Source organism: Bacteroides sp. FSHCM14E1 (assembly GCF_019633785.1).
In the GTDB taxonomy this organism is placed as follows: Bacteria; Bacteroidota; Bacteroidia; order Bacteroidales; family Bacteroidaceae; genus Bacteroides; species Bacteroides hominis.
This window is the reverse complement of sequence record NZ_JADKYL010000002.1, coordinates 1-22,936: the sequence shown is the minus strand read 5'-3', so window position 1 is coordinate 22,936 and position 22,936 is coordinate 1. Positions and strand designations below refer to the sequence as shown.

Here is a 22,936-nt window from a genome sequence, read left to right as displayed (position 1 = left end):
ATCGGACATCCTTCTGTTAGTTTAATGTGCAATTTATGAGGATGTTATTCTTTTGGCATACCATTTGACATGTCTTGTTCATATAAGCCAAAATGGAACAAAACGAATCATCTAAATAAATTAAAGTTATGATTACATTAACTTCCCTCTCAAAAATCTATCGTACAAACGAGATTGAGACAGTAGCTCTCGAGAATGTGAACCTGAAAGTGGATCGCGGTGAATTTCTTAGCATAATGGGACCTTCCGGTTGTGGCAAATCGACTCTATTGAATATTATGGGGTTGCTGGATGCGCCTACAACCGGAACAATCGAAATAAACGGCACGCACACGGAAGGGATGAAGGATAAAGAACTGGCTGCCTTCCGTAATAAAACGCTTGGTTTTGTGTTCCAGTCATTCCATCTGATCAATTCTCTTAATGTATTGGACAATGTAGAGCTTCCCTTATTATATCGTCGTATAGGCTCTTCCGAACGTCGGAAACTGGCTCAGGAGGTGCTTGAGAAAGTCGGTTTGACTCACCGTATGCGGCATTTCCCCACACAGCTTTCCGGTGGTCAGTGCCAGCGTGTGGCCATTGCCCGTGCCATTATCGGTAATCCGGAGATTATCCTTGCTGATGAGCCTACCGGTAACCTGGACTCCAAGATGGGGGCTGAGGTAATGGAGTTGCTTCATCGGTTAAATAAAGAAGACGGACGTACCATTGTGATGGTGACCCATAACGAGGAGCAGGCCAAACAGACTTCACGCACCATTCGGTTCTTTGACGGACGGCAAGTGCAATAATTCAGAAGCATTACACGAGGAATAAACGTTCATTTTTGATAAGAAAGAGAGTTCATTTGTGGGCAGAGTGTTCATTATCGGACACTCTGCCCAAATATCAAGTGGTTGTTTATAAGTGTATTAATTCTTTGGCATGTCATTTGAACATGATCTTAATAAAAAGAAATAATTTAAAACCATAAGTTTATGATTACATTGACTTCTCTCTCGAAAATCTACCGTACGAACGAAATCGAAACAGTGGCTCTTGAAAATGTGAACCTGACAGTAGACCGTGGTGAGTTCCTGAGCATAATGGGACCTTCCGGTTGTGGTAAATCGACTTTGCTGAATATTATGGGGTTGCTGGATGCACCTACTACCGGAACCATAGAGATAAACGGTACACACACTGAAGGCATGAAAGATAAGGAACTGGCAGCTTTCCGTAATAAGACACTTGGATTCGTATTCCAGTCGTTTCACCTGATTAATTCCCTGAATGTACTGGATAATGTGGAGCTTCCGTTACTGTATCGCCGTATGGGCTCCTCCGAACGTCGGAAACTGGCTCAGGAGGTGCTTGAGAAAGTCGGTTTGACTCACCGTATGCGGCATTTCCCCACACAGCTTTCCGGTGGTCAGTGTCAGCGCGTGGCCATTGCCCGTGCCATTATCGGCAATCCGGAGATTATCCTTGCTGATGAACCTACCGGAAATCTGGACTCCAAGATGGGGGCTGAGGTAATGGAGTTGCTTCACCGGTTAAATAAAGAAGACGGACGTACCATTGTGATGGTGACCCATAACGAGGAGCAGGCCAAACAGACTTCACGCACCATTCGGTTCTTTGACGGACGGCAAGTACAATAATAATCATAATACAGTCATTCATCTCAAAATTAGGAAACGATGAAAATAAGAGTAATGTTAGTGGCTTTAGCTCTCACAATGGGGGCAACTTTCAATATGATACAGGCTCAATGCAGTGATGATTGCCAATGTGGTAAAACTACCGGAAGTAAGGGAATCATTGTTGATAACCGTAAAGTTCCCGGTTTTTCTTCTATCCGTCTGGATGCAGTCGGAGATATCATTTTTACGCAGTCCGATCGTTGTTCTGTTCGGATAGAGGGCCCGCAGAGATATGTATCTGAAACTACAACGAAAGTGGAAAAAGAGACTTTGGTGATTGGATATAAAGAGAATAACAGCAATTCCAAAAATGTTAAACTGTATATTGCCGCTCCTGATCTGAAGAGTGTAAAATTGCAGGGAGTAGGTAGCTTCAATTGCCGGACCGCACTTCGGTTGGATCAATTGAAGATAACTCTTTCGGGAGTAGGCGGTGCTGAAATTAGTGATTTGGTTTGTGAAACTCTCAAAGTACGGTTGGATGGTGTAGGCAGTGTCAATATCCGGGTGGATTGTGATGAACTGACAGCTCGTGCCGACGGTGTAGGAAGCATGACCCTGAAAGGTAAAGCCCGTAAAGCTGATATTTCTAAAGGTGGAGTCGGAGGGGTTAATACACGCGGATTGAAAGTAGGAGAATAAAGAGAACACAATGATTAAACAATATTTCAAGCAGGCCCTGTCGCAACTTAAGCAACAACCATTGTTGACTACGATAAGTGTGCTGGGCACTGCACTGACCATTTGCCTGATTATGGTAGTGGTGATGCAACAACAGATAAAGACGGTTCCTTTTGCCCCCGAAAGTAACCGGAACCGCTTGTTGCACGTCAAATGGATGAGTGTAGGCAACAAAACCTGGAGTGACGACGGATCAAGTAACGGTCCGATGGGAATAAAAACGGCGAAGGGATGTTTCGAAGGATTAAAAACTCCTGAAGAAATTAGTATATATAGCATCCCCGAGACGATGCAGGTCTCTTTGTCTCGGGGAGTGCGTACAGGAGTTGATGCACTTGAGACAGACGGAGCTTTCTGGCGTATATTCGACTTTTCGTTTATCGACGGCAAACCCTATTCGGATGCTGAAGCTAAATCGGGTTTGCCCGTGGCTGTTATAACAGAAAGTGTGGCCCGCCTTCTTTTCGGTACTGCTACAAATGTGGCCGGGAAAGAGATTTTTGTGAACGATGCCCCTTACCGGTTAAGCGGAGTCGTGAAAGATGTCTCTTCAATGGCTTCGACGGCTTATGCACAAATATGGGTCCCATATCTTTCAACTAATATCACAGGAGGGGATAATGTATGGAGTGATGGTATCATGGGAGCGATGCGGGTTGTGATTTTGGCTCGTAGTTCTTTTGATTTTGATGCGATTCGGGCAGAGTGTGAACGACGTCGTTTGGCATACAATGCCGGATTGGGAGATTATTTTGTGTTTTACCGGGGACAGCCGGATGACCAGTTGACCATGTCACAGCGTATATGGGCAAATGTGCAACCGGATATGGCGGGTTATTTTCGCCAACAAGTGATCATTTTCCTTATTTTGTTGTTGGTTCCTGCCATTAACCTGAGTTCGATGACTCACAGCCGCCTGCGACAGCGTGTGGCGGAGATTGGCGTGCGCCGTTCGTTCGGCGCTACCCGCGGAGGGGTGATGGGACAGATTGTTGCTGAGAATTTGGTATTGACTTTGATGGCGGGTGTTGTAGGATTATTGTTCTGTTTGCTGATCTCCTATGTGTGGGGCGGTACGCTTTTTGCCGATTCACGGCTGATGTATCTCAATACGGCTCCGGTCATTGAGTGGAAGATGCTTTTCAAACTCTCTACGTTTATTTATGCTCTGCTCTTTTGTCTGCTGCTAAACTTGCTCAGCAGCGGGTGGCCGGCTTGGCGGGCATCCCGGATGTCAATCATAAATGCTCTTAGCGGAAAACTCACTTAAACACTACATGAACGATGAATAAGAAATTATTAAAACAAATAGTTAATGAACGGCGTTCGAATGCGTGGTTGTTCGTGGAGTTACTGTTAGTAAGTATTGTGCTTTGGTATGTGGTCGACTATATGTTTGTCACTCTTTATACTTATTTTGAGCCTCGTGGTTTTGATATAGAGAATACTTACAGGGTTGAATTTAATTATCTCACGGAAAAAAGCCCCGATTATATAGCCGGCCGTACGGAAGAGGAAAATAATGCCGATATACGTGAGTTATTAGATCGTTTGCGTCGTCGTCCCGGAGTAGAGGCAGTCAGTATGTCACAAAATTCTTTTCCTTACAATGGCAGTAACAGTGGTATGGAAGTACGTCTGGATACTATGGAAAGAAAGTATAATATCCGGCGGTGGGTGACCCCTGACTTTTTCCGTGTATTCCGTTATCGGGGAGCTAACGGAGAAACACCGGAACAATTGGGAGCTTTGCTGAAAGAGGGTACTTTTATGGCATCGCGTAATCTTTTTGAATCCCGTTATCATATAGACTTAAAAGATTATATTGGCAAAGAATTTTGTTTGGATCAGGATACAGCCCGGGGTACAAAGTTGTCTGCCGCACTTGAAGTGATTCGTTACGATGATTTTTCGGCCGCTTGCTATAGCCGGTCGGTAGTAATATTATTGCGGGAGGATCAATTGGCATATGGCAATGAAATCTGTCTGCGTACCAGTGATGGTGAACCTGCCGGATTCGCCGAACGGTTAATGAAAGACGCACCATCCCAATACAGAGTGGGGAATGTCTTTTTGTCGAAAGTAAATTCATTCCAGAATATTCGTCGTACTTTCCAGTTAGACGATATGAATACTTTACGAAACTATTTGGTGGGGATGGGCTTTTTGCTGCTTAATATCTTCCTGGGATTGTTGGGCACTTTCTGGTTCCGGACGCAGCAGCGTAAAGGAGAGATGGCTTTGATGATGGCGGTAGGCGGCAGCAAGAAAAGTGTCTTTTTCCGTTTGCTCAGTGAAGGCTGGTTCATGCTGCTTTTGGCCACTCCGTTGGCACTGGGCATTGACTATTATATTGCCAAAAGCGAACTGACACCTTCATGGCAATTCTCCACGTTCACTGTCGGGCGTTTTGTATTGTGCGAATGTATTACTCTGCTGTTGATGGCATTGATGATATTGGCCGGCATTTGGTTCCCGGCCCGTCAGTCCATGAAAATCCAGCCGGCAGAAGCATTGCGTGAGGAATAAAAGCTTATTGCAATAAATCGTAATCTATCTGCGTTGTTTTCAAGATTATAACGTATATTTGCGTCCATAATCCTGATACAACGCAGTTTTTTTACTATGAACAGACGATCGTATACTATATTTCTTATATCTATCTTTTTATTTCTCACAGAAATATCCACTGCTGCGGAACGCATTTATAATGTTCTTTTCATTCAGTCGTATGCTTCCGAAACACCTTGGCATGGCGATTTGGCCAGGGGATTGAAAGAAGGATTCAGCGAATCCGGACTGAAAGTGAATGTGACAACAGAATTTCTGGATGCCAATTTCTGGACTTATCAGTCAGAGAAACTTATTATGCGGCGTTTCTGCGAACGAGCCCGCGAACGGGGAACAGATTTGATTGTTACTGTCAGTGACGAGGCTTTCCATACTTTGTTGACTTGCGGGGATTCATTGCCTTTACAGTTGCCTGTTGTCTTTTTTAATATAAAATATCCGGAAGGCAGTCTGATCGATTCGTTACCCAATGTGTGTGGATATACGGCAAATCCGGATTTCGGGGAGCTGTTGAGGCAGGCGAACCGCCTTTTCCCGAGTCGGACGGAAGTAGTCTGTATCTCTGACAACAGCCTTCTGAGTTCTAAAGGAAGAGACGACTTTATGAACGAATGGAATGGCTTTGTGAAAGAGCATCCGGAATATACGGTAACTTTCTATAATTCGCAAACGGATACAACCAACAAAATCATAGCTTCCACATGTTATCCGCGCAATACGCACAAGACACTGATTATTGCCCCTAAATGGTCGCCTTTTATGTCATTCATCGGACGTAATTCAAAAGCTCCTTTCTTTTCGTGTGAAAATCTTGCATTGACTAATGGCGCCTTCGGGGCTTATGATGCCGATTCATATACTTCTGCACGTGAGGTGGGGCGGACAGCTTCCGATGTGTTACGTGGGAAGACTCCTTCGGAAGTGGGCATTATTGAATCTCCCTTGAATTTTATGTATGATTTCAAGCAGCTGGTATTTTTCAAGGTAAATCCCAAGCAGGTGCAGGCTATTGGAGGAACCATTATCAACGAACCATACGGAGAGAAATATCGTTTGCTCTATATCTTACTGTATAGCTCGATATTAGCTTTACTGGTGTTTTTGATAGTGTGGCTGTATCGCATCAACCGCCGCGAATCCCGTCGGCGCATCCATGCCCAGACCCGTTTACTGATACAAAACCGATTGGTTGCCCAACGTGATGAATTCGATAATGTATTCCATTCAATCCGTGACGGTGTGATCACGTACGATACCGATCTCCGTATTCATTTTACGAATCGTTCTTTACTGAAAATGCTGCATTTGCCTAAGGATGAAGCCGCGCGTCCTTATGAAGGATTACCGGCAGGCAGTATCTTCAAGATTTACAATAATGGTAAAGAGATTCTCCGTTCCATGCTCGAGCGGGTGGTAACTGAAGAGGGCAGTGTGGTCATTCCCGAAAATTCGTTTATGCAGGAAGTCCACAGTGGCAGTTATTTTCCTGTTTCCGGTGAGATCGTTCCTATCCGGGCACATGGTAAAATCACCGGAATGGCCCTTTCGGCCCGTAATATATCGGATGAAGAGATGCAAAAACGTTTCTTTAGTATGGCGGTGGACGAAAGCTCCATCTATCCCTGGCAGTATAATATCCGTACCGGTTTATTTACTTTTCCTGCGGGCTTTCTGGTACGCTTCGGGTTTGCAGAGAACAAGACCACCATTTCACGGAATGAGATGGACCGGATGGTTCATCCGGACGATCAGGAGTTGGCGTTCGAACTCTTTAACCGTGCATTGGCAGGTCTGAGCCAAAGTACCCGTATGAGTTTCCGCCAGCTTAGCGGTGACGGCAGATACGAATGGTGGGAATATCGTACTTCGGTGCTTGCAGGACTTACGACAGACACACCTTACAGCATTCTGGGCGTATGTCAGAGTATACAGCGCTATAAGACTACCGAAGAGCAATTGACCGCAGCCCGTGATAAAGCACTTCAGGCAGATAAGCTTAAATCGGCATTCCTTGCTAATATGAGTCACGAAATACGTACACCGCTGAATGCCATCGTGGGCTTCTCCGATTTGTTGAGTGATACCAGTGGATTTACCGAAGAGGAGGTAAAGTTGTTTATTGAGACAATCAATAAAAACTGTGGCCTGTTACTGGCACTTATTAATGATATTCTCGATTTGTCCCGTATAGAGTCCGGTACGATGGATTTCCAGTTTGCCGGGCACAATCTTCCGTTATTGATGAAGAATGTATACGATTCACAACAGTTGAACATGCCTTCCGGAGTCCGGTTGGTATTGAAGTTGCCGGAGAATAGTAAAAAATATCTGGTGACGGATAATGTCCGCTTGCAACAAGTGGTGAATAATCTGATAAACAATGCTGCCAAGTTTACAACACAAGGGTCGATCACATTCGGTTATACGGAGGAAGAGCCGGGATATACTTCTATTTTTGTAGAAGATACCGGAAAAGGTATTTCGGAGGATGGGTTGAGACATATCTTCGAACGTTTCTATAAAGTCGACAGTTTTACCCAGGGAGCCGGGTTGGGACTGAGTATTTGTCAAACCATCATCGGACGTTTGAATGGAGTCATCACGGTTACTTCGAAGGAAGGAAAGGGAACCCGTTTCACAGTTCGTTTACCGGATACTTGTGAATAAGTACACCGGGGGCGTCCGTCTGCGGACAAACTGTTCATTTTCGGACAGAAGAAGGAGGATTGATTTTAGACGGTGAACGATAAACGGTGAAGGATGAACAAAAGGAGTGGTGGATGACGAACAGGAGAAGAGTGACCAGGAGGGAAGTGGAGTGAGGATTATCATACACTGAACTCTTTCAAATGAATGTTTATGTTATATGGCGAGCTGGAGTGATCGCTGCAACACTCAATATTTGGCACAGGGTTTGCTTTTCTGCCGGTAAATAAACAAATTCTATATGAAACGATCTTTTCTACTCTCTGCTTTTGCCTTCTGTTCGTTGGCATTGAGTGCACAGGAAACACGGGAGATTACCTTGAATGAAGCCATTGCATTGGCGCGTACACAGTCTGTAGATGCAGCCGTTGCTCTCAATGAGTTGAAGACAGCTTATTGGGAATACCGTACGTTCCGTGCCGATTTGTTGCCGGAAGTAAATTTCAGCGGAACTTTGCCAAGCTATGGAAAACAATATAACAGTTATCAGAATGAAGACGGCTCTTACTCCTTTGTCCGCAGTAATAAGTTAGGGCTGAACGGTACGCTTTCCATTGATCAGAATATCTGGTTTACGGGTGGTAAGATAGCCCTGTCTTCTTCACTCGACTTTGTGAAACAGCTGGGGAGTGGTGGAAACCGGCAGTTTATGTCCGTGCCTATCGCTTTACAATTGACTCAACCTATCTTTGGAGTGAATGACCTGAAATGGAATCGCCGCATTGAGCCGGTTCGTTATGAAGAGGCAAAAGCAGCCTTTATCACTGCTACAGAGACTGTAACCATGAACGCGATCACTTACTTCTTTAATCTTCTGCTGGCTAAAGAAACTCTGGGAACCGCCCGCCAGAATCAGATAAATGCAGATCGCTTGTACGAGGTGGCCGGAGCGAAACGAAAGATGGGGCAAATTTCCGAAAATGAGCTTTTGCAATTGAAACTGGCTGCATTGAAAGCTCGGGCTGCCGTTACCGATGCACAGAGCAATCTGAATGCAAATATGTTCCGGCTGCGCTCTTTCCTGGCAATAGGAGATGATCAGGTATTGGAGCCGGTAATACCGGAATCAGCACCCGATCTTAAAATGGAATACAACAAAGTGCTGAATAAAGCATTGGAGCGCAATTCTTTCGCTCATAACATACGTCGCCGGCAGTTGGAAGCTGATTACGAAGTGGCTACCGCACGTGGCAATCTTCGTAGCATCGATCTTTTCGCAAACGTGGGATATACCGGACTGAATAAGGATTTCTCTGCTTCTTATCAAAAATTACTCGATAACCAGGTGGTAGAGGTCGGTGTGAAGATTCCGATTCTTGATTGGGGAAAGCGTCGTGGAAAAGTGCGTGTAGCCAAGAGTAACCGGGAAGTTACCTTATCCAAAATACGTAAAGAACAAATTGACTTTGATCAGGACATCTTCCTGCTTGTAGAGAATTTTAATAATCAGGCACAGCAACTTTCTATTGCCAATGAAGCGGATAAGATTGCACAGCAGCGTTATAAAACCAGTATCGAGACTTTCCTGATAGGTAAAATCAATACACTCGACTTGAATGATGCCCAGAATTCGAAAGATGATGCCCGGCAGAAACATATCAATGAACTCTACTGGTACTGGTATTATTTTTACCAGCTCCGCAGTCTGACACTGTGGGACTTCCAGAATAATACACCACTGGAAGCCGATTTTGATGATGTTGTGAAGAATTAGTTTGGTTTTAACCCCAAAAAGAGTAGTTTTGCAAATCAAAAAAATAACACTTATGCTTTTAATTATAGATGATGATAGTGGAGTTCGTTCTTCGTTGAGTTTCATGCTGAAACGTGCCGGTTACCAAGTGGTAACTGTACCCGGTCCGCGTGAGGCGATGGAAGTAGTCCGTTCGGAAGCTCCTTCTCTGATTTTGATGGATATGAATTTTACACTTTCCACTTCCGGAGAAGAGGGATTGACCCTTCTTAAGCAGGTCAAGATATTTCGTCCGGATGTTCCTGTAATTCTGATGACTGCATGGGGTAGTATCCAACTTGCCGTACAGGGAATGCAGGCCGGTGCATTCGATTTTATCACCAAGCCCTGGAATAATGCCGCATTGCTGCAACGCATAGAGACTGCTTTGGAGCTTACTGCAACTCCGAAGGATACGCTTCAGGAGCAAAGCGGTTCATTGAACCGGAGCCATATTATTGGCAAGAGCCGTGGATTGACAGAGGTGTTGAATACGGTGGCTCGTATTGCACGAACCAATGCTTCGGTATTGATCACCGGTGAGAGCGGAACCGGTAAAGAACTGATAGCCGAGGCTATCCACATCAATAGTCAGCGTGCCCGTCAGCCTTTTGTGAAAGTCAATCTTGGAGGAATATCCCAGAGTCTGTTTGAAAGTGAGATGTTCGGTCATAAAAAAGGAGCCTTCACAGATGCCACTTCCGATCGTATGGGGCGTTTTGAGATGGCGAATAAAGGAACTATTTTTCTGGATGAAATCGGCGATCTCGATCCCTCATGCCAGGTGAAACTGTTGCGGGTATTGCAGGACCAGACTTTTGAAGTACTGGGTGACAGCCGTCCGCGTAAGACGGATATACGGGTTGTTTCGGCTACCAATGCCGACTTGGCCAAGATGGTAAGCGAACACACTTTCCGTGAAGATCTGTTCTATCGCATTAACCTGATAACCATAAAACTTCCTGCGTTGAGAGAGCGCAGAGAGGATATACCGTTACTCGCCAGACACTTTGCCGATCGTCAGGCTGAGATCAACAACCTACCCCGTACGGAGTTTTCGTCGGATGCATTGAACTTCCTGAGTCGTTTGCCTTTTCCGGGCAATATCCGTGAGTTGAAAAATCTGGTGGAGCGTACGATTCTGGTCAGTGGCAAGGAAGTGTTGGATGCAACCGATTTCGAGAGTCAGTACCAGCGACATGATGAAAGTACGTCAACTGCCTCTTCGTTTGCGGGAATGACACTCGATGAAATCGAAAGACAGACAATTCTTCAGGCATTGGAGCGTTATAAAGGGAACCTGAGCCAGGTGGCTACAGCGTTAGGTATCAGCCGTGCGGCATTGTACCGTCGTTTGGAGAAATATGATATCAGTGATAAGTGACTCGTCGCTTATCATTACTTTTTAATCGTTAATCATCAATCACATGCCGGTAAAAGGATTTTTCTTCATACTTATCTTTCTGTTGTTTTCCATCATGGGCTTTCTGTTCTATGTATCCGAAACCATTGTGGCGAAATATCTCTATATCGCAGAAGGGTTGATGCTGTTCCTCGTTTTATATCTGATTTTGTTTTACCGGAAGATAGTGAAACCAATGAATACGATTGGCAGTGGTATGGAACTTTTGAGAGAACAGGATTTCAGCAGCCGCCTGAGCCACGTCGGTCAACAGGAAGCCGATCGGGTAGTGAATGTGTTCAACCGTATGATGGATCAACTAAAAAACGAGCGTCTCCGGTTGCGTGAACAGAATCATTTTCTTGATCTGATGATTAACGCTTCACCTATGGGTGTTGTCATTATGACACTGGATGAAGAGGTATCCCAACTAAACCCGATGGCGATGAAGATGATGGGAGTCCGTCCGGAAGAAGCCGAAGGCAGGAAACTGTCCGAGATCGATTCGCCGCTTGCCATAGAACTGGCTGCCATTCCGAAGGGAGAAACCAGCACCGTGCGACTGAATGATTCAAATATCTATAAATGTACTCATTCTTCGTTTGTGGACCGCGGCTTCCAGCATCCTTTTTATCTGATGGAAGGATTGACAGACGAAGTGATGAAAGCGGAGAAAAAGGCATACGAGAAAGTGATCCGTATGATCGCGCACGAAGTGAATAATACAACGGCAGGGATTACTTCTACACTGGATACAGTCGAACAGGCATTGTCTGAGTCGGATGGTATGGAAGATATTTGTGATGTGATGCGTGTCTGTACGGAACGTTGTTTTTCTATGAGCCGTTTCATTACCCGTTTTGCCGACGTGGTGAAGATTCCCGATCCCCGTCTTACTCCGATCAACCTGAATGACCTTGCATTCAGTTGCAAACGCTTTATGGAGGGGATGTGCAATGACCGGAATATCCGGTTACAACTGATATGTGATGAATCATTGGACGATGTGAAACTGGACGCCTCCCTGTTTGAGCAGGTATTGGTGAATATTATTAAAAATGCGGCTGAAAGTATCGGGAAAGACGGTCAGATTACCATCCGCACCTCATCACCTGCTGCTATCGAAGTGGTGGACAATGGGCCCGGCATAACAAAAGAGACTGAAGCAAAGCTCTTCAGTCCCTTCTTTTCTACCAAACCCAACGGACAAGGTATCGGCCTGGTCTTTATCCGTGAAGTTTTAAGCCGTCATGGCTGTACGTTTTCATTGCGTACATACGCTGACGGACTGACAAGATTCAGGATTTTATTTCCGTGATTCCTGCCATCTCTGGGCATATTCATCCAGTATCCGTTTGATTCCCTGGCCTATTTTGACATAATCCTTTTCATTCAGGTTGGCAAGTGATACACGTACGCTCCATTCCGGTCCGGCAAAACCGCCACCGTTCAGCAATACCAATGAGGTTTCGTTGGCGAGGCGGAAAACAACATCCAATGGGCTGTACGTTTTCTTGAGGTAGTCTACAAACTCTTCTCCGTAGAATATCTTAGCCCACACCAGCATATCTATCTCACTATAATATCCTACACGCAGCGGATCGTCCACCAGTGAGAATCCGGTATTATCCCACAGAGCTTTCAAGCGTCTCCGGATGATCTCCTGCATCTTGTTTTTATACCGGTTCTCTTTATCCAGTATGGCGAAAGAAGCGAAGAGGCTCATCTGCGTCTGTTGCGGCAGAGACAATCCGGCTGTATGATTGAGCGCCACTTGCCGACTGTCGGCTACCATGCGGTCGATGAATTTTAATCTTTCGGGGGCAAGGGTCAGGCTGGAGTAACGCTTATTGAGGATTGCCTTTTGTTCTTCCGGTAAGTGGGCTATCATCCGGTCAAAAATATTCTCTTCGTGCAGAGCGATTACGGCATCGCGCCATCCGGTAGCCCCGAAATATTTGGAGAAGGAATAGACGCACAAAGTATTTTGCGGCAGTTCGGCCATCAGCGAGCGGAAATGCGGACTGAATGTACCGTATACATCGTCTGTGATAATCATCAGGTTCGGATTGTCTTTCTTCACGATATCTACAATCCGTGCGGCAGTCTCGGGACTCAGTGTATAACTGGGCGGGTTACTGGGATTGGTAATGAAGAGTGCTTTGATCTGCGGGTTTTTCAGGCGGTCTATATCTTCGTCTTTGTATTGCCAGGTGTGCAGCCCGTCTGCTGTCATTTGGTCCGCAGATATTTCCGTAACGTTAAATTCATAGCGTCTCAATTGAGGGATTTCAATATAGGGGGTGAAGACAGGTACCATCAAGGCGATTCCATCTCCTTTATTGAGCAGGAAGTTTTCTTGCAGAGAGTCGAAAACGTAGCACATGGCTGCCGTACCGCCTTCGGTGGCGAACAAATCGTATTTGCCCTTTGGCGGACGACTGTCGCACATTTCCTGTGCCAGATAGTCTTGTACAATCATCTCGGTAAACTGGAGGATGCGGTCCGGTACCGGATATTGGTCACCTATTACCCCTTCTGCCCATTCGTGGACAAGGGTGTCCGGGTCGGCGGCATGTTCCAGTAACATGTATTGATAGGTTCCTTTTAATAGCTCCGCACCCGGCTGGCTATGATTGGTTTTGAGAAAAGTCTCAAAGCGGGCGGCAATCCCGTCTTTTTGCGGGATACCAGCAATTCCTTCCGGCAAGTACATCACGTGCCGACATTCTTCCAGTCCGAATTTACCTAAAAGGAAGAAAGCTTCACGTGGAGTGGTGGCAATCCAGTTCGGGTTTCCACGTCCGGCATTCAGCATGGTATGAGCTATCTTTTTGATGCTCTCATCAGCCATTTCAATCAGTCTGTTTTTCAGTTCGAAAGGACTGATACTCTCCATCTTTTTAGCAAAACTTTTAGTTACTGCTCCGTTGTTTTCATTACTTTTCATTATTATGTCAGGGTTATGTTTAGTTAATATCAAAATCTATTTTACATGAGTAACACAATTACGACTCCCCAGATAATCAGGAGAGTATTTCCCACAGCATACGTCACTGTATATCCCAAAGCGGGAGTCTCGCTTTCGACAGCTTCCTGGATGGCACCTAATGCGGCGGTAGTAGTACGTGCACCTGCTGTGCATCCCAATATCAGTGCCGGGTGGAATTTGAAGAGATACTTTCCCATAAGTATGCCTACTATCAGAGGAATGGAAGTAGCCAGTGCGCCTACAATGAACAGGCTTAGCCCCACTTCTTTGAATCCCTGTACGAAGCTGGGACCTGCAGCGATGCCCACGACAGCAATAAACATGTTCAGACCTACGTTGTCCAGTATCCAGAGAGCAGGTTCGGGAATACGTCCGAAAGTCGGATGTTTGCTCCGTAGCCAGCCAAAGAACAATCCTCCGATCAATGCGCCCCCACTGGTGCTGAGACTGATGGGGACACCACCCATGTGGATACTCAGGGCACCTATCAGTCCTCCGATCAGAATACCCAGACCAACGAAAATCATATCTGTCTGGTTGGTTGGACGGTCAGCGTACCCCATTTTCTTGGCAGCTTCATCCACTTCGTGTTTGGTCCCTACCAATTCGACAATATCACCTGCATCCACAATGGTTTGTGGCAGTACCGGTATATCGATTCCCGCCCTTTTGATACGGCGTATGCTGACACCGTGCATGAATTTCTGTGAACGTATTGAACTTATTTTTTCTCCGGCAAAGGTTTTCCGGGTTACCATGACGGGCAATACTTCAGCCGGAAAGTCCAATAACTGAGGATCCAGTACCTCGGGACCGATCCAATCTTCCTCGCCGATAACATATTCACGGCGACCACTCAATACCACCTCATCCCCTTTCCTGAGAATCAGGGTCGGGGTGATTTCTTTTACGATAACTCCGGCTTGTCTGACACGTTCGACAAACAAGTGCTTGTCATTCTCCTGGAAATAGCTTTCAAGATCTGATACCCGTTTTCCGTCACCAAACCACTCATTATCTATTTTATAAGCCCGGAAAGTCACCGGACGTGCAGCAGGCATAAAGCCGGGTTGATCCGCTTCGCTATTCCCCATTTTAGCCTCCAATTCTTTACAGGCGGCTTTTACTTTATCGAGTCCGCCCAATAACTTGGGGCCGAGAGAGCCCAATACCCATGCCGAACCCGCCGTGCCGAAGATGTAAGTTACGGCATACGATACCGGGATAATATTATTATAAGCCTCTTTTGTTTCAGGAGATATGTTTAGTTCATTGATCGTATCTCCTGCCACGCCTATGACAGCCGATATCGTCTGTGAACCGGCCAGTAATCCGGCTGCTTCCCCTACATTGTAACCCATAATTTTAGCCAATATCCAAGGAATAATCAGACAGAATACACACATGATGGCAGCAAACCCCATTTGGGGGAGTCCGTCCTTTTTCAGTCCCCGGAAAAACTGCGGACCTACTTTATAGCCGATAGCGAATAAAAAGAGTAAAAAGAAAACAGATTTAATGGGGCCGTCGACCGTAATGTTCAATTGCCCCACAAGGACACCTACCAGCAATACGCTTGTAACGACACCCAGGCTGAACTTTCCGATTTTTATTTTGCCAATCCAAAACCCTACGAAAAGGGTCAAAAAGATGGCAAGCTCGGGGTGAACCCTAAGTTGATGAATAATCCAATCCATAGTTAATTTGTTTAGGTTTAAATTCTCATTAAAAACAGCTTGTGCAAGAAAGTGTTTTGTTAAACGGGCTATTCTTATATCATTGTATAAATTATTAACGTTATCTTTGATGCGTTAAATTGTATATTGTTTTGAAGAGTAAATTTCGTAATTTGTTTTTGGCCTTTGGCATCCTGGCCGTCATCATCATGCTGTTCACTTTCGATGTGTCTTATGATGAACTGCTGGACAACCTGCGGCGTGCCGGATTTTATCTGCCGCTGGTTCTGGTCCTTTGGCTTTTCATCTATCTGATTAATACCCTTTCGTGGTATATCATCCTTCGTAGCAGTGGTCCGGTGAATTCATTGTCGTTCGCCCGGCTCTATAAATTCACGGTTTCCGGTTTTGCGTTGAATTATGTCACTCCCGTAGGACTGATGGGAGGGGAGCCTTACCGGATTATGGAGCTTACTCCCTATGTCGGAGTGGAGCGTGCCACATCTTCGGTCATCCTGTATGTGATGATGCATATCTTTTCGCATTTCTGTTTCTGGCTCAGCTCGGTGTTGATTTATGTCTTTTTTTATCCGGTCGGTTGGGGGATGGGCATTGTCTTGGGGTTGACCACACTCTTCTGCCTCTTGCTTGTCACTCTTTTTATCAAAGGCTACCGGAACGGTATGGCTGTGGCATGCGTACGTCTGGGTAGTCATATCCCTTTTTTGAAGAAGCGTGCAGTCCGCTTCGCGGAACTTCATAAAGAAAAACTGGAGACTATAGACAGTCAGATAGCTCTGCTTCATCAACAGCGAAAAAGTACCTTTTATTTGGCATTGGGTTTAGAGTATACCGCTCGCATAGTGGGGTGTCTCGAAGTCTGGTTGATTCTGAATGTATTGACTACGGATGTCAGTTTTGTCGGTTGCATCCTGATCGTCGCTTTCTCTTCCCTACTGGCCAATCTGCTTTTCTTTCTTCCCATGCAATTAGGGGGTAGGGAAGGAGGCTTTGCCCTGGCGGTAGCCGGCTTGTCTTTGTCCGGAGCATATGGGGTATTTGCCGCTCTGATTACGCGGGTGCGGGAGATGGTCTGGATTGTTATCGGGCTGATGCTGATGAAGATAGGAAATCGGAAATAGAGTAATGATGAAAAGCTGAATTTCTGAGAAATTTCTATCATTAAGGATTATGAATGTGTCTAATCACTCAGTTCATTCTTAAATATGAGCAATATTTGGCAAGCAGATTCTCTAATGGGAGGTTGCCATTTTCAAACCGTTTTGCGTCCAGTGGCAAAATTCTTTCGCGTACATGTATCTTACCCTTATAGAGAGCTTTAATGTATTTATTACCGTTTTTCTCTTCAACACTGATTTCAGAAAAAAAGGCAGTAATGTCTTCCGGATCATATATAATAGAATAGCTCGGACGTTTAGCACCGGGAATATCCTCTCGAAGAATGTCTTTTTCTACAAGGTCTTGAATATCTCGTATGGCTGTGTCTTTGGAACATTTAGCCAATGTTGCCCAAGTCTTGGAAGTTATTTTAGCCTCATAACCGTCAAGGAACAGGTTCAATATATCGGTCTGCCTTTGGCTTAGTGGAATGGACGAAGTCTTTTGCCAAAAGAAACTTTTGTTCAAAATAGTGCTGACGATATTTTCCGCTTCATCAAGTGCAGCAGACAGCGTATTGGCATACCAACATATCCATTCAGTGATGTCACCATCGCCATGTTGAGCCTTTTCCAAAATATCGTAATAGTGGTTCTTATCCTTATTTATCTGCGAGGAAATATTGTAAAATCGGAACTCGCTCTTGTCGGCACGGGCCAACAGCATATCAGAAAGTATGCGTGCCAATCGTCCGTTACCATCTTCAAATGGATGAATACTAACAAACCAGAAATGTGCAATAGCCGACCGAATAACTGAATTTACATTTTCCTGACTGTTAAACCAATCAAGGAACTGTGCCATTTCCTCATCCACACGTTCCGGTGCAGGGGCAATATAATGGATTTTCTCGCGACCGAACATCCCGGAAATTATATGTTCCTCGTTTGTACGATACCTACCAACTTCAATCTGTGAGCCCTCGCTGAAACCGGTTGGGAAGAATGCTGCTTGCCATGCACAAATTTTCTCTTTTGTCAATGTCTGGTTGTAATGATTCACTGCATCAAGCATAACCGCCACAACAGAATCTACATAGTGTGACGGTACTGTCTGTTTTATGTTTTCAATACCCAATTTTCGAGCTATGGATGAGCGTACTTCGTCTACATTTAGGCGTATGCCTTCAATTTCTGACGAATAAACAACATCATACGTCAAGTTCTCTGCCATCGCTTTTAACTTGCTATCAAAGCCAAGCGAGGCAAGTCTGCCGTACAACAAGCCTTGTTTACGATTCACTTCTTCAAGAAGTACTGTCAGTTCAGAAGCGTTCCAATGGAATACTGTCCAATTGTCTCTTTCGTGTATATACATGCTTAGAATATGGTTGATGCGTCATTAAGCCATGAATAATGCCGCAATATTTGCGACGAAATTAATCATTTATTGTCGTATTACCAAGCAAAATAGTGTAATGTCGCAAAAAATGCGATGATTTTAGGCGCAAAACGTCTGGTTGTCACGATTTACATTCAGTATCACTTATGCCTAAAATATGAATTTGCTTTGGCGAGAGTGGAAGAACTTCTGCCATTGGTTGATGATAATATCCCTGCGAATGATAAGAATGCAGTGGAACTCTCTGTCATGTCCGACATAGTTATTGCATACGAAAAAGAACATTATCCGATAGAAAAACCAACTGTTGTAGAATTAATAGAACTTTATCTTGAAGAAAAAGGAATGAGCCAAAAGCAACTTGCGATTGAGATTGGAATAAGTCCTTCACGGGTGAATGATTATATTGCAGGACGTTCAGAACCTACTTTAAAAATAGCCCGTTTGCTTTGTCGGGTATTGAATATTCCTCCCGCTGCAATGTTGGGTTTTTAAATTGAGGGTTATGATACATGTAAATGAAAAGGCTGGATTTATGTGGCGTGTTGCTCCGCAAAGTTTCATGGTTGCTAGTGTGAATCTTCGGATTGTGTTTATTACCGACATCAAATTCAAATATAAGAAATCATTTTGGATATAAGTAAGTTCCTGTTTAAATTTTTGTTGGAAGAGAATAATTGTTATTATACTTAATCCGGGATAGTTTTGATAGAGCCAGTTGGAGCTATCAAAGCTATCTCAGATTTTAGACAATTTCCCTATGATAATAAGAGTAAAATACCTCATGTATCTTTTATTACCATAAAGACTTTTGAAATCATTTTTAGAAAATCACTCCAATGCCTAAAGACAAGGAGCTTCTAGTACTATTCTCACGCTGCATTATATCACTGGTTACATATGAATTAATATTTCGGAATTGTTTTAGATTATATCCAAACTGGAAATTAAGTCCAAAATGTGAACGAAACATCTTTTTATAACCTATTCCTAAATCCCACATCATACCTGTATAAGTCTCTTGTTTACCTATTACCGCATATCCTATATTAGTAAAGGCATATAAATCAGTATGTTTTTTAAAAGGCGCATAATGTAAACTAGCGAACAAAGGAAACGTATTATAGCCTGGATTTTCATATCTGTCAGCTCCTACTCCTACACCCGCGGACAACTGCTGAGTAAAATTATACAATGCAGATAAATGTAAAGAGTTACCATACATCTTACTATCTTTCCTCGAAATACTATATCCTGCTTTCTCAAATAACCCAAACTGGTAATGATAATCTAAGAATATGTTTATTTTAGATTGAGCAAAAGAAGATATAGGGAGTATACCTAATAGGAATAGAATTACACTTAATGTTAAAAATCTTTTTTTCATTTCTTGTATTGTTTAAATTTATATATAAAAGTTTATACCTGCAGCATAGGGAAGTGTTTCTTTTGAATAATATTTTTCTCCCGATGGAATATTGCCGTTTAGAATATTATCTAATCTAAGTGTACTTCCACCAACCCACACGGTAAATTTACACCCTTTTGGCGTTTTTAAAGTTAAGCCTATTTTACTGTATAATAAAATTGAAAAAGTTTACTATTTTTCCTTACGTGAATAGAGTTTTGATCTTTAATGTTTGCAAACCCATTTAATAATGAGAAGTCATTCTCTAAAGAAAGAAGTATATTATTATCTGGATTGAGCGAACAGTATACTTTGGGTGATATACTAGTTGTAAAACAAGTTATACCGTAATTTGCAACGACAGCAGTACTAAGTGTACTTGTCTTATTACCGCCAAAATATCCAACTCCTATCTTAGGTTCTACACTCAAAAAAGATATTCGATGAAAAAAGAAATCATATCCTCTATGTAATATTCCACCGCCTGACTTCTGATTAGAATCAAAATCTCCAAACAAACCATCCAATCCAATAGAGATAGTAAAAAAATAAATAGAAATACTTTTCATTCTCATAATTAAGAGGTTGTTTTAAAATATTTGAAATATAATTTTATGAATGTTTTCGTATCAGCCCAATATTTGCTTTATTAGAAGTGACTGAACACAAAACAAATATGTATCAGACTTATTTAACAGAAATAGGCTGGTGATATATAATAAAAGTGTTGAACCTGCAAGCAAGAAAACGAAAATATGATGTAATCTTACCGTCATCCTTCTTTTCAGTAGATGTAAGTATTTCTATGACAGTCAAGTTTCCGCCCCATTTATCCTTGTCGGCAATTAGTTCCTCCCCACGGAATATGCGGCGTGTCCTTGACTCGATCCTGCCATGCTCCGAGTATGGGACTGCCATGTAGGTATCTGTTTTCAAAGAAAGAAACTATCCGACTGATATGGAAACTTCGTTAAAAAAAGATTTTAACCATTTTCAGACAGGCTCTAAGTGTAAAAAATAGCTAGTCCTTTTGTAAAACTACCCTTAAAAAATTATTTTATGTCTATAATTTTTCTTTTACTATCCATTTTCATTATTGTTGTGGGATAAAAAAGGAATATGGAGTCTAACAATGTGTCTTGAATATCAATGATAGATCTTGAAACTGTTTCTATTGATATTGATCCATCGTTATTTATAAACACAAATGTATTTATTCCATCAGAGATTGCATTTTCCTTTATTTTATTTAAATCATGCTTTCTCAACTTTATCCTATTTAATGCAGAATTGTACTGTTGATACGGTGGAATAATATAGCATTTTTGCCATTTATCATTTCTCAGAGAATCGAATCTAAATTCGGTTTCTGGTTTTATTCCTGATAGCTTTCTTTCGAAAGTTACCTTTGATACCACCTCTTTTTGGCAACTAAGCAAAGAAAATAAGATTGCTAAAAACAGATATGGCTTATGGATGTAATTTTGTTTGTAATTTTCCATCATTTTTATATTTTATTATTTCCTTAAATAAACGTTCTTCTGACCATTTATTTTGTTTTGCTAGATCTCCCAGTTGATAACCAATGGAGTTATTAAATAGATCCATATTCTTCTCTGCAATATCTTGTCCCGGATTTTGTTCATGTGCATCACCGAACTCTTTTGCCAGATTTGCATTTTCTGAAAGCGTGTTGAGAGCACTCCAATAAACATGTCTTACCGCATCGCCCTCTCCATTGTGCTGTCCTGGAAATTTTTTAGCTGCTTCACTAGCTTTTCTTGCGTTATCATGAAATTTTTTAATTACTTGTGGATGTCGCATAAGGAAGCGCTTTTCTGCTTCAGTCAGCCGACTATAATCGCCACCAGATGAAGAACTATCTGAGGAACTTTCATTGCCATGTTCTTTAAGCCATTTGCTGTGTAGGAACTCAAGAAAAGCTTCATCATATGGATCTGAACAGATATGACTCATTTGTCGACATAAATCTCCAAGAATTGTAACTTCGGGAATCCACCCGGCATCTATAATACCGGCTCTGGTAATAGGAGCATTTATAATATCCCAAAAATTTTCCGGTAGCCCAATGATGGTAAATCTTATAATATTTGCTGATTTGATCTTTGAAATAAACAAATAATAGGAATTGCGTTCAGGATTGTCCTGTGCTAGCAGAGGAACACATAAATGGAGTGTGTCTTGTTTCTGAAGAACCATAGAAACATTTTCCCATTTAGGGCTTAAAATCAAGTTCTTATAAAGTTCTGTATTATTAAAGTTTTCATCAAAATTGATTTTGGAATAATTAATGATGTCAGTTATTTGGCTCTTTAATAGTCCTGAGGAATCAGATTGTTCATTAGGAGTAATAATAGGGATATTATTATCCCAAGCATTGTCTTCATTGCCACAGGACATAAAAACTAAAAAAAATAGACTGAGAAAGAGTGATACAAAATACTTCATAATGTTTAGGTTAGGTTATAAATTATCTAATGTATTTGCCGCAAATATATTATAATGCAACTTAATTTAAGTTCTTAATCTTACAGAAAATGTTGGGCAAGATAAAAAATACCTAATTGTAGGTATTTGTTGGAGGTGTGGAAAATGTTTTTGCAACAAGGGTATGTCCCTAAGTGAGAATAATATCGTAACAATTAACATTGTTAACTCCCCTTCTCAGCCTTTTTATTCTTGTGTGCAAATAACAAGTCTTTTGCATTTAAAACACTTGTTATTTGCATCCAAAGAATAAACTTTAACTTTGTGTTAAAACAAAGCTTTTACTGACAGATGTTTGGAACTTTTGATGGTTTGTATTTCAGCTTATTAAGTTTGATCTTTACTTCTTAGGCTCACTGAAGATCTCTGTAGACTAAAACCGATATACTTGCTTTTTTGTCAACTATACACGGGGGATTTGCACTATCCGTTTATTTCCTTTTTGCCTTATTTAGCGCTGCTATCAGATATCTTCCTTTTGCCCCTATGTCACTCCAGCAAGTGTTGGCAATCAGCCGCCACACCGTCGTTCCCTTTCTTCCATAGTCCGACAGCCTGAGAATGGCATTTACCTCGCTTACCTCGTTGATCCCCAATCTTTGGAGCGTATCCGTCAGTCCCGGATAATTGTGCGTCATCGTATTGAAAGCGTATCCCGGTATCGGGAGAGAAGCAGAATCCTCCTTCCTTTCTTCCTCCTTCCCCTCGGGGGGAGCTGAGGGGGGTAATTCTTTATTTTCCTTTGCTCTACTTTTCTTTACTTTACTTTGTCCGGAATTGCATGCATTTTTTGCGTTAACGGCTACATCGTGTACTACATTTCCCGGGCTAACGGTTACGTCTCCTGTGCCGACAGCTACTTTTACTTCTTTAAGCGGCTTGGGTCGTTCAATTTCCTGTTGTGTGGATACATTGTCCGGTTTATCGTTTTCCTTTTCCGGTTTCACCATCAGGTAGGGGAGTTCCGACAACTCTCTCTTTCTCCGCTTTGTCGCCTCCATCCATACCTTTTGTATACTTTCCGAAGTCAGTATTCCGTTTTCCAGATAACT

19 protein-coding genes are annotated in these 22,936 nt (G+C 42.9%); 11 read left to right on the top strand and 8 right to left on the bottom strand.

The window, feature by feature from the left end:
- Nucleotides 1-128 precede the first annotated feature (128 nt).
- The 9 genes from ISX59_RS03085 (at nucleotide 129) to ISX59_RS03045 (ending at nucleotide 12,098) form a co-directional block, all read left to right on the top strand.
- Entirely contained in the window at nucleotides 129-794 is a 666-nt protein-coding gene (locus ISX59_RS03085; RefSeq protein ID WP_005819156.1) for an ABC transporter ATP-binding protein, read from the top strand.
- Nucleotides 795-980: 186 nt separating this feature from the next.
- A complete protein-coding gene (locus ISX59_RS03080) occupies nucleotides 981-1,646 on the top strand; it encodes an ABC transporter ATP-binding protein (protein ID WP_005776280.1) in 666 nt (221 codons plus the stop codon).
- Nucleotides 1,647-1,685: 39 nt separating this feature from the next.
- Nucleotides 1,686-2,330, top strand: a complete 645-nt coding sequence (locus ISX59_RS03075) for a GIN domain-containing protein (protein WP_032529882.1) — start codon at nucleotides 1,686-1,688, stop codon at nucleotides 2,328-2,330.
- Nucleotides 2,331-2,340: 10 nt separating this feature from the next.
- Nucleotides 2,341-3,639 carry an ABC transporter permease gene (locus ISX59_RS03070; protein WP_220575664.1) on the top strand — a complete coding sequence of 433 codons (1,299 nt, stop codon included), beginning with the start codon at nucleotides 2,341-2,343 and terminating at the stop codon, nucleotides 3,637-3,639.
- A 14-nt stretch (nucleotides 3,640-3,653) separates the two neighbouring features.
- Nucleotides 3,654-4,898 (top strand): FtsX-like permease family protein, encoded by a 1,245-nt coding sequence (locus ISX59_RS03065; protein WP_032536875.1) that lies wholly within the window; start codon nucleotides 3,654-3,656, stop codon nucleotides 4,896-4,898.
- A 96-nt stretch (nucleotides 4,899-4,994) separates the two neighbouring features.
- Nucleotides 4,995-7,607 (top strand): ATP-binding protein, encoded by a 2,613-nt coding sequence (locus ISX59_RS03060; RefSeq protein ID WP_044299699.1) that lies wholly within the window; start codon nucleotides 4,995-4,997, stop codon nucleotides 7,605-7,607.
- Nucleotides 7,608-7,887: 280 nt separating this feature from the next.
- Nucleotides 7,888-9,360 carry a TolC family protein gene (locus ISX59_RS03055; RefSeq protein ID WP_005809422.1) on the top strand — a complete coding sequence of 491 codons (1,473 nt, stop codon included), beginning with the start codon at nucleotides 7,888-7,890 and terminating at the stop codon, nucleotides 9,358-9,360.
- A 52-nt stretch (nucleotides 9,361-9,412) separates the two neighbouring features.
- Nucleotides 9,413-10,762 (top strand): sigma-54 dependent transcriptional regulator, encoded by a 1,350-nt coding sequence (locus ISX59_RS03050; RefSeq protein ID WP_005776286.1) that lies wholly within the window; start codon nucleotides 9,413-9,415, stop codon nucleotides 10,760-10,762.
- Nucleotides 10,763-10,805: 43 nt separating this feature from the next.
- Complete coding sequence (locus ISX59_RS03045) at nucleotides 10,806-12,098, top strand: PAS domain-containing sensor histidine kinase (protein WP_005776288.1); 1,293 nt, start codon at nucleotides 10,806-10,808, stop codon at nucleotides 12,096-12,098.
- Here ISX59_RS03045 and aspD read toward each other — a convergent pair.
- The gene (aspD, locus tag ISX59_RS03040) at nucleotides 12,087-13,730 is read right to left on the bottom strand and encodes an aspartate 4-decarboxylase (RefSeq protein WP_005809417.1); all 1,644 of its coding nucleotides are present in this window, start codon (nucleotides 13,728-13,730) and stop codon (nucleotides 12,087-12,089) included. The two genes, ISX59_RS03045 and aspD, sit on opposite strands and share 12 nt — an antisense overlap.
- Before the next feature lie 41 nt (nucleotides 13,731-13,771).
- Nucleotides 13,772-15,469 carry an aspartate-alanine antiporter gene (gene aspT, locus ISX59_RS03035; protein ID WP_032543259.1) on the bottom strand — a complete coding sequence of 566 codons (1,698 nt, stop codon included), beginning with the start codon at nucleotides 15,467-15,469 and terminating at the stop codon, nucleotides 13,772-13,774.
- A gap of 131 nt (nucleotides 15,470-15,600) precedes the next feature.
- Between aspT and ISX59_RS03030 the strand changes: the two genes are divergently transcribed.
- A complete protein-coding gene (locus ISX59_RS03030) occupies nucleotides 15,601-16,590 on the top strand; it encodes a lysylphosphatidylglycerol synthase transmembrane domain-containing protein (protein WP_220575663.1) in 990 nt (329 codons plus the stop codon).
- A gap of 67 nt (nucleotides 16,591-16,657) precedes the next feature.
- On the opposite strand, the gene ISX59_RS03025 is transcribed toward ISX59_RS03030, so the two are convergent.
- Entirely contained in the window at nucleotides 16,658-17,944 is a 1,287-nt protein-coding gene (locus tag ISX59_RS03025; RefSeq protein ID WP_220575662.1) for a Fic family protein, read from the bottom strand.
- Nucleotides 17,945-18,061: 117 nt separating this feature from the next.
- Here ISX59_RS03025 and ISX59_RS03020 point away from each other — a divergent pair, with 117 nt between their 5' ends.
- Nucleotides 18,062-18,463, top strand: coding sequence for a type II toxin-antitoxin system HigA family antitoxin (locus tag ISX59_RS03020; protein ID WP_220575661.1), 402 nt, complete (start codon nucleotides 18,062-18,064; stop codon nucleotides 18,461-18,463).
- A 328-nt stretch (nucleotides 18,464-18,791) separates the two neighbouring features.
- On the opposite strand, the gene ISX59_RS03015 is transcribed toward ISX59_RS03020, so the two are convergent.
- The 5 genes from ISX59_RS03015 to ISX59_RS02990 all read right to left on the bottom strand — a co-directional run.
- Nucleotides 18,792-19,355 carry a hypothetical protein gene (locus ISX59_RS03015; protein WP_220575660.1) on the bottom strand — a complete coding sequence of 188 codons (564 nt, stop codon included), beginning with the start codon at nucleotides 19,353-19,355 and terminating at the stop codon, nucleotides 18,792-18,794.
- A 179-nt stretch (nucleotides 19,356-19,534) separates the two neighbouring features.
- A complete protein-coding gene (locus ISX59_RS03010; RefSeq protein ID WP_250712666.1) occupies nucleotides 19,535-19,951 on the bottom strand; it encodes a hypothetical protein in 417 nt (138 codons plus the stop codon).
- Between the two features lie 477 nt (nucleotides 19,952-20,428).
- Nucleotides 20,429-20,881 (bottom strand): hypothetical protein, encoded by a 453-nt coding sequence (locus tag ISX59_RS03005; protein ID WP_032543256.1) that lies wholly within the window; start codon nucleotides 20,879-20,881, stop codon nucleotides 20,429-20,431.
- On the bottom strand, nucleotides 20,847-21,845 hold the full coding sequence (locus ISX59_RS21110; protein ID WP_234058737.1) for a hypothetical protein: 999 nt from the start codon (nucleotides 21,843-21,845) through the stop codon (nucleotides 20,847-20,849). The genes ISX59_RS03005 and ISX59_RS21110 overlap by 35 nt, the downstream gene beginning before the upstream one ends.
- A gap of 470 nt (nucleotides 21,846-22,315) precedes the next feature.
- A partial coding sequence (locus ISX59_RS02990) for a hypothetical protein (protein ID WP_220575659.1) occupies nucleotides 22,316-22,936 on the bottom strand: 621 nt, incomplete at its 5' end.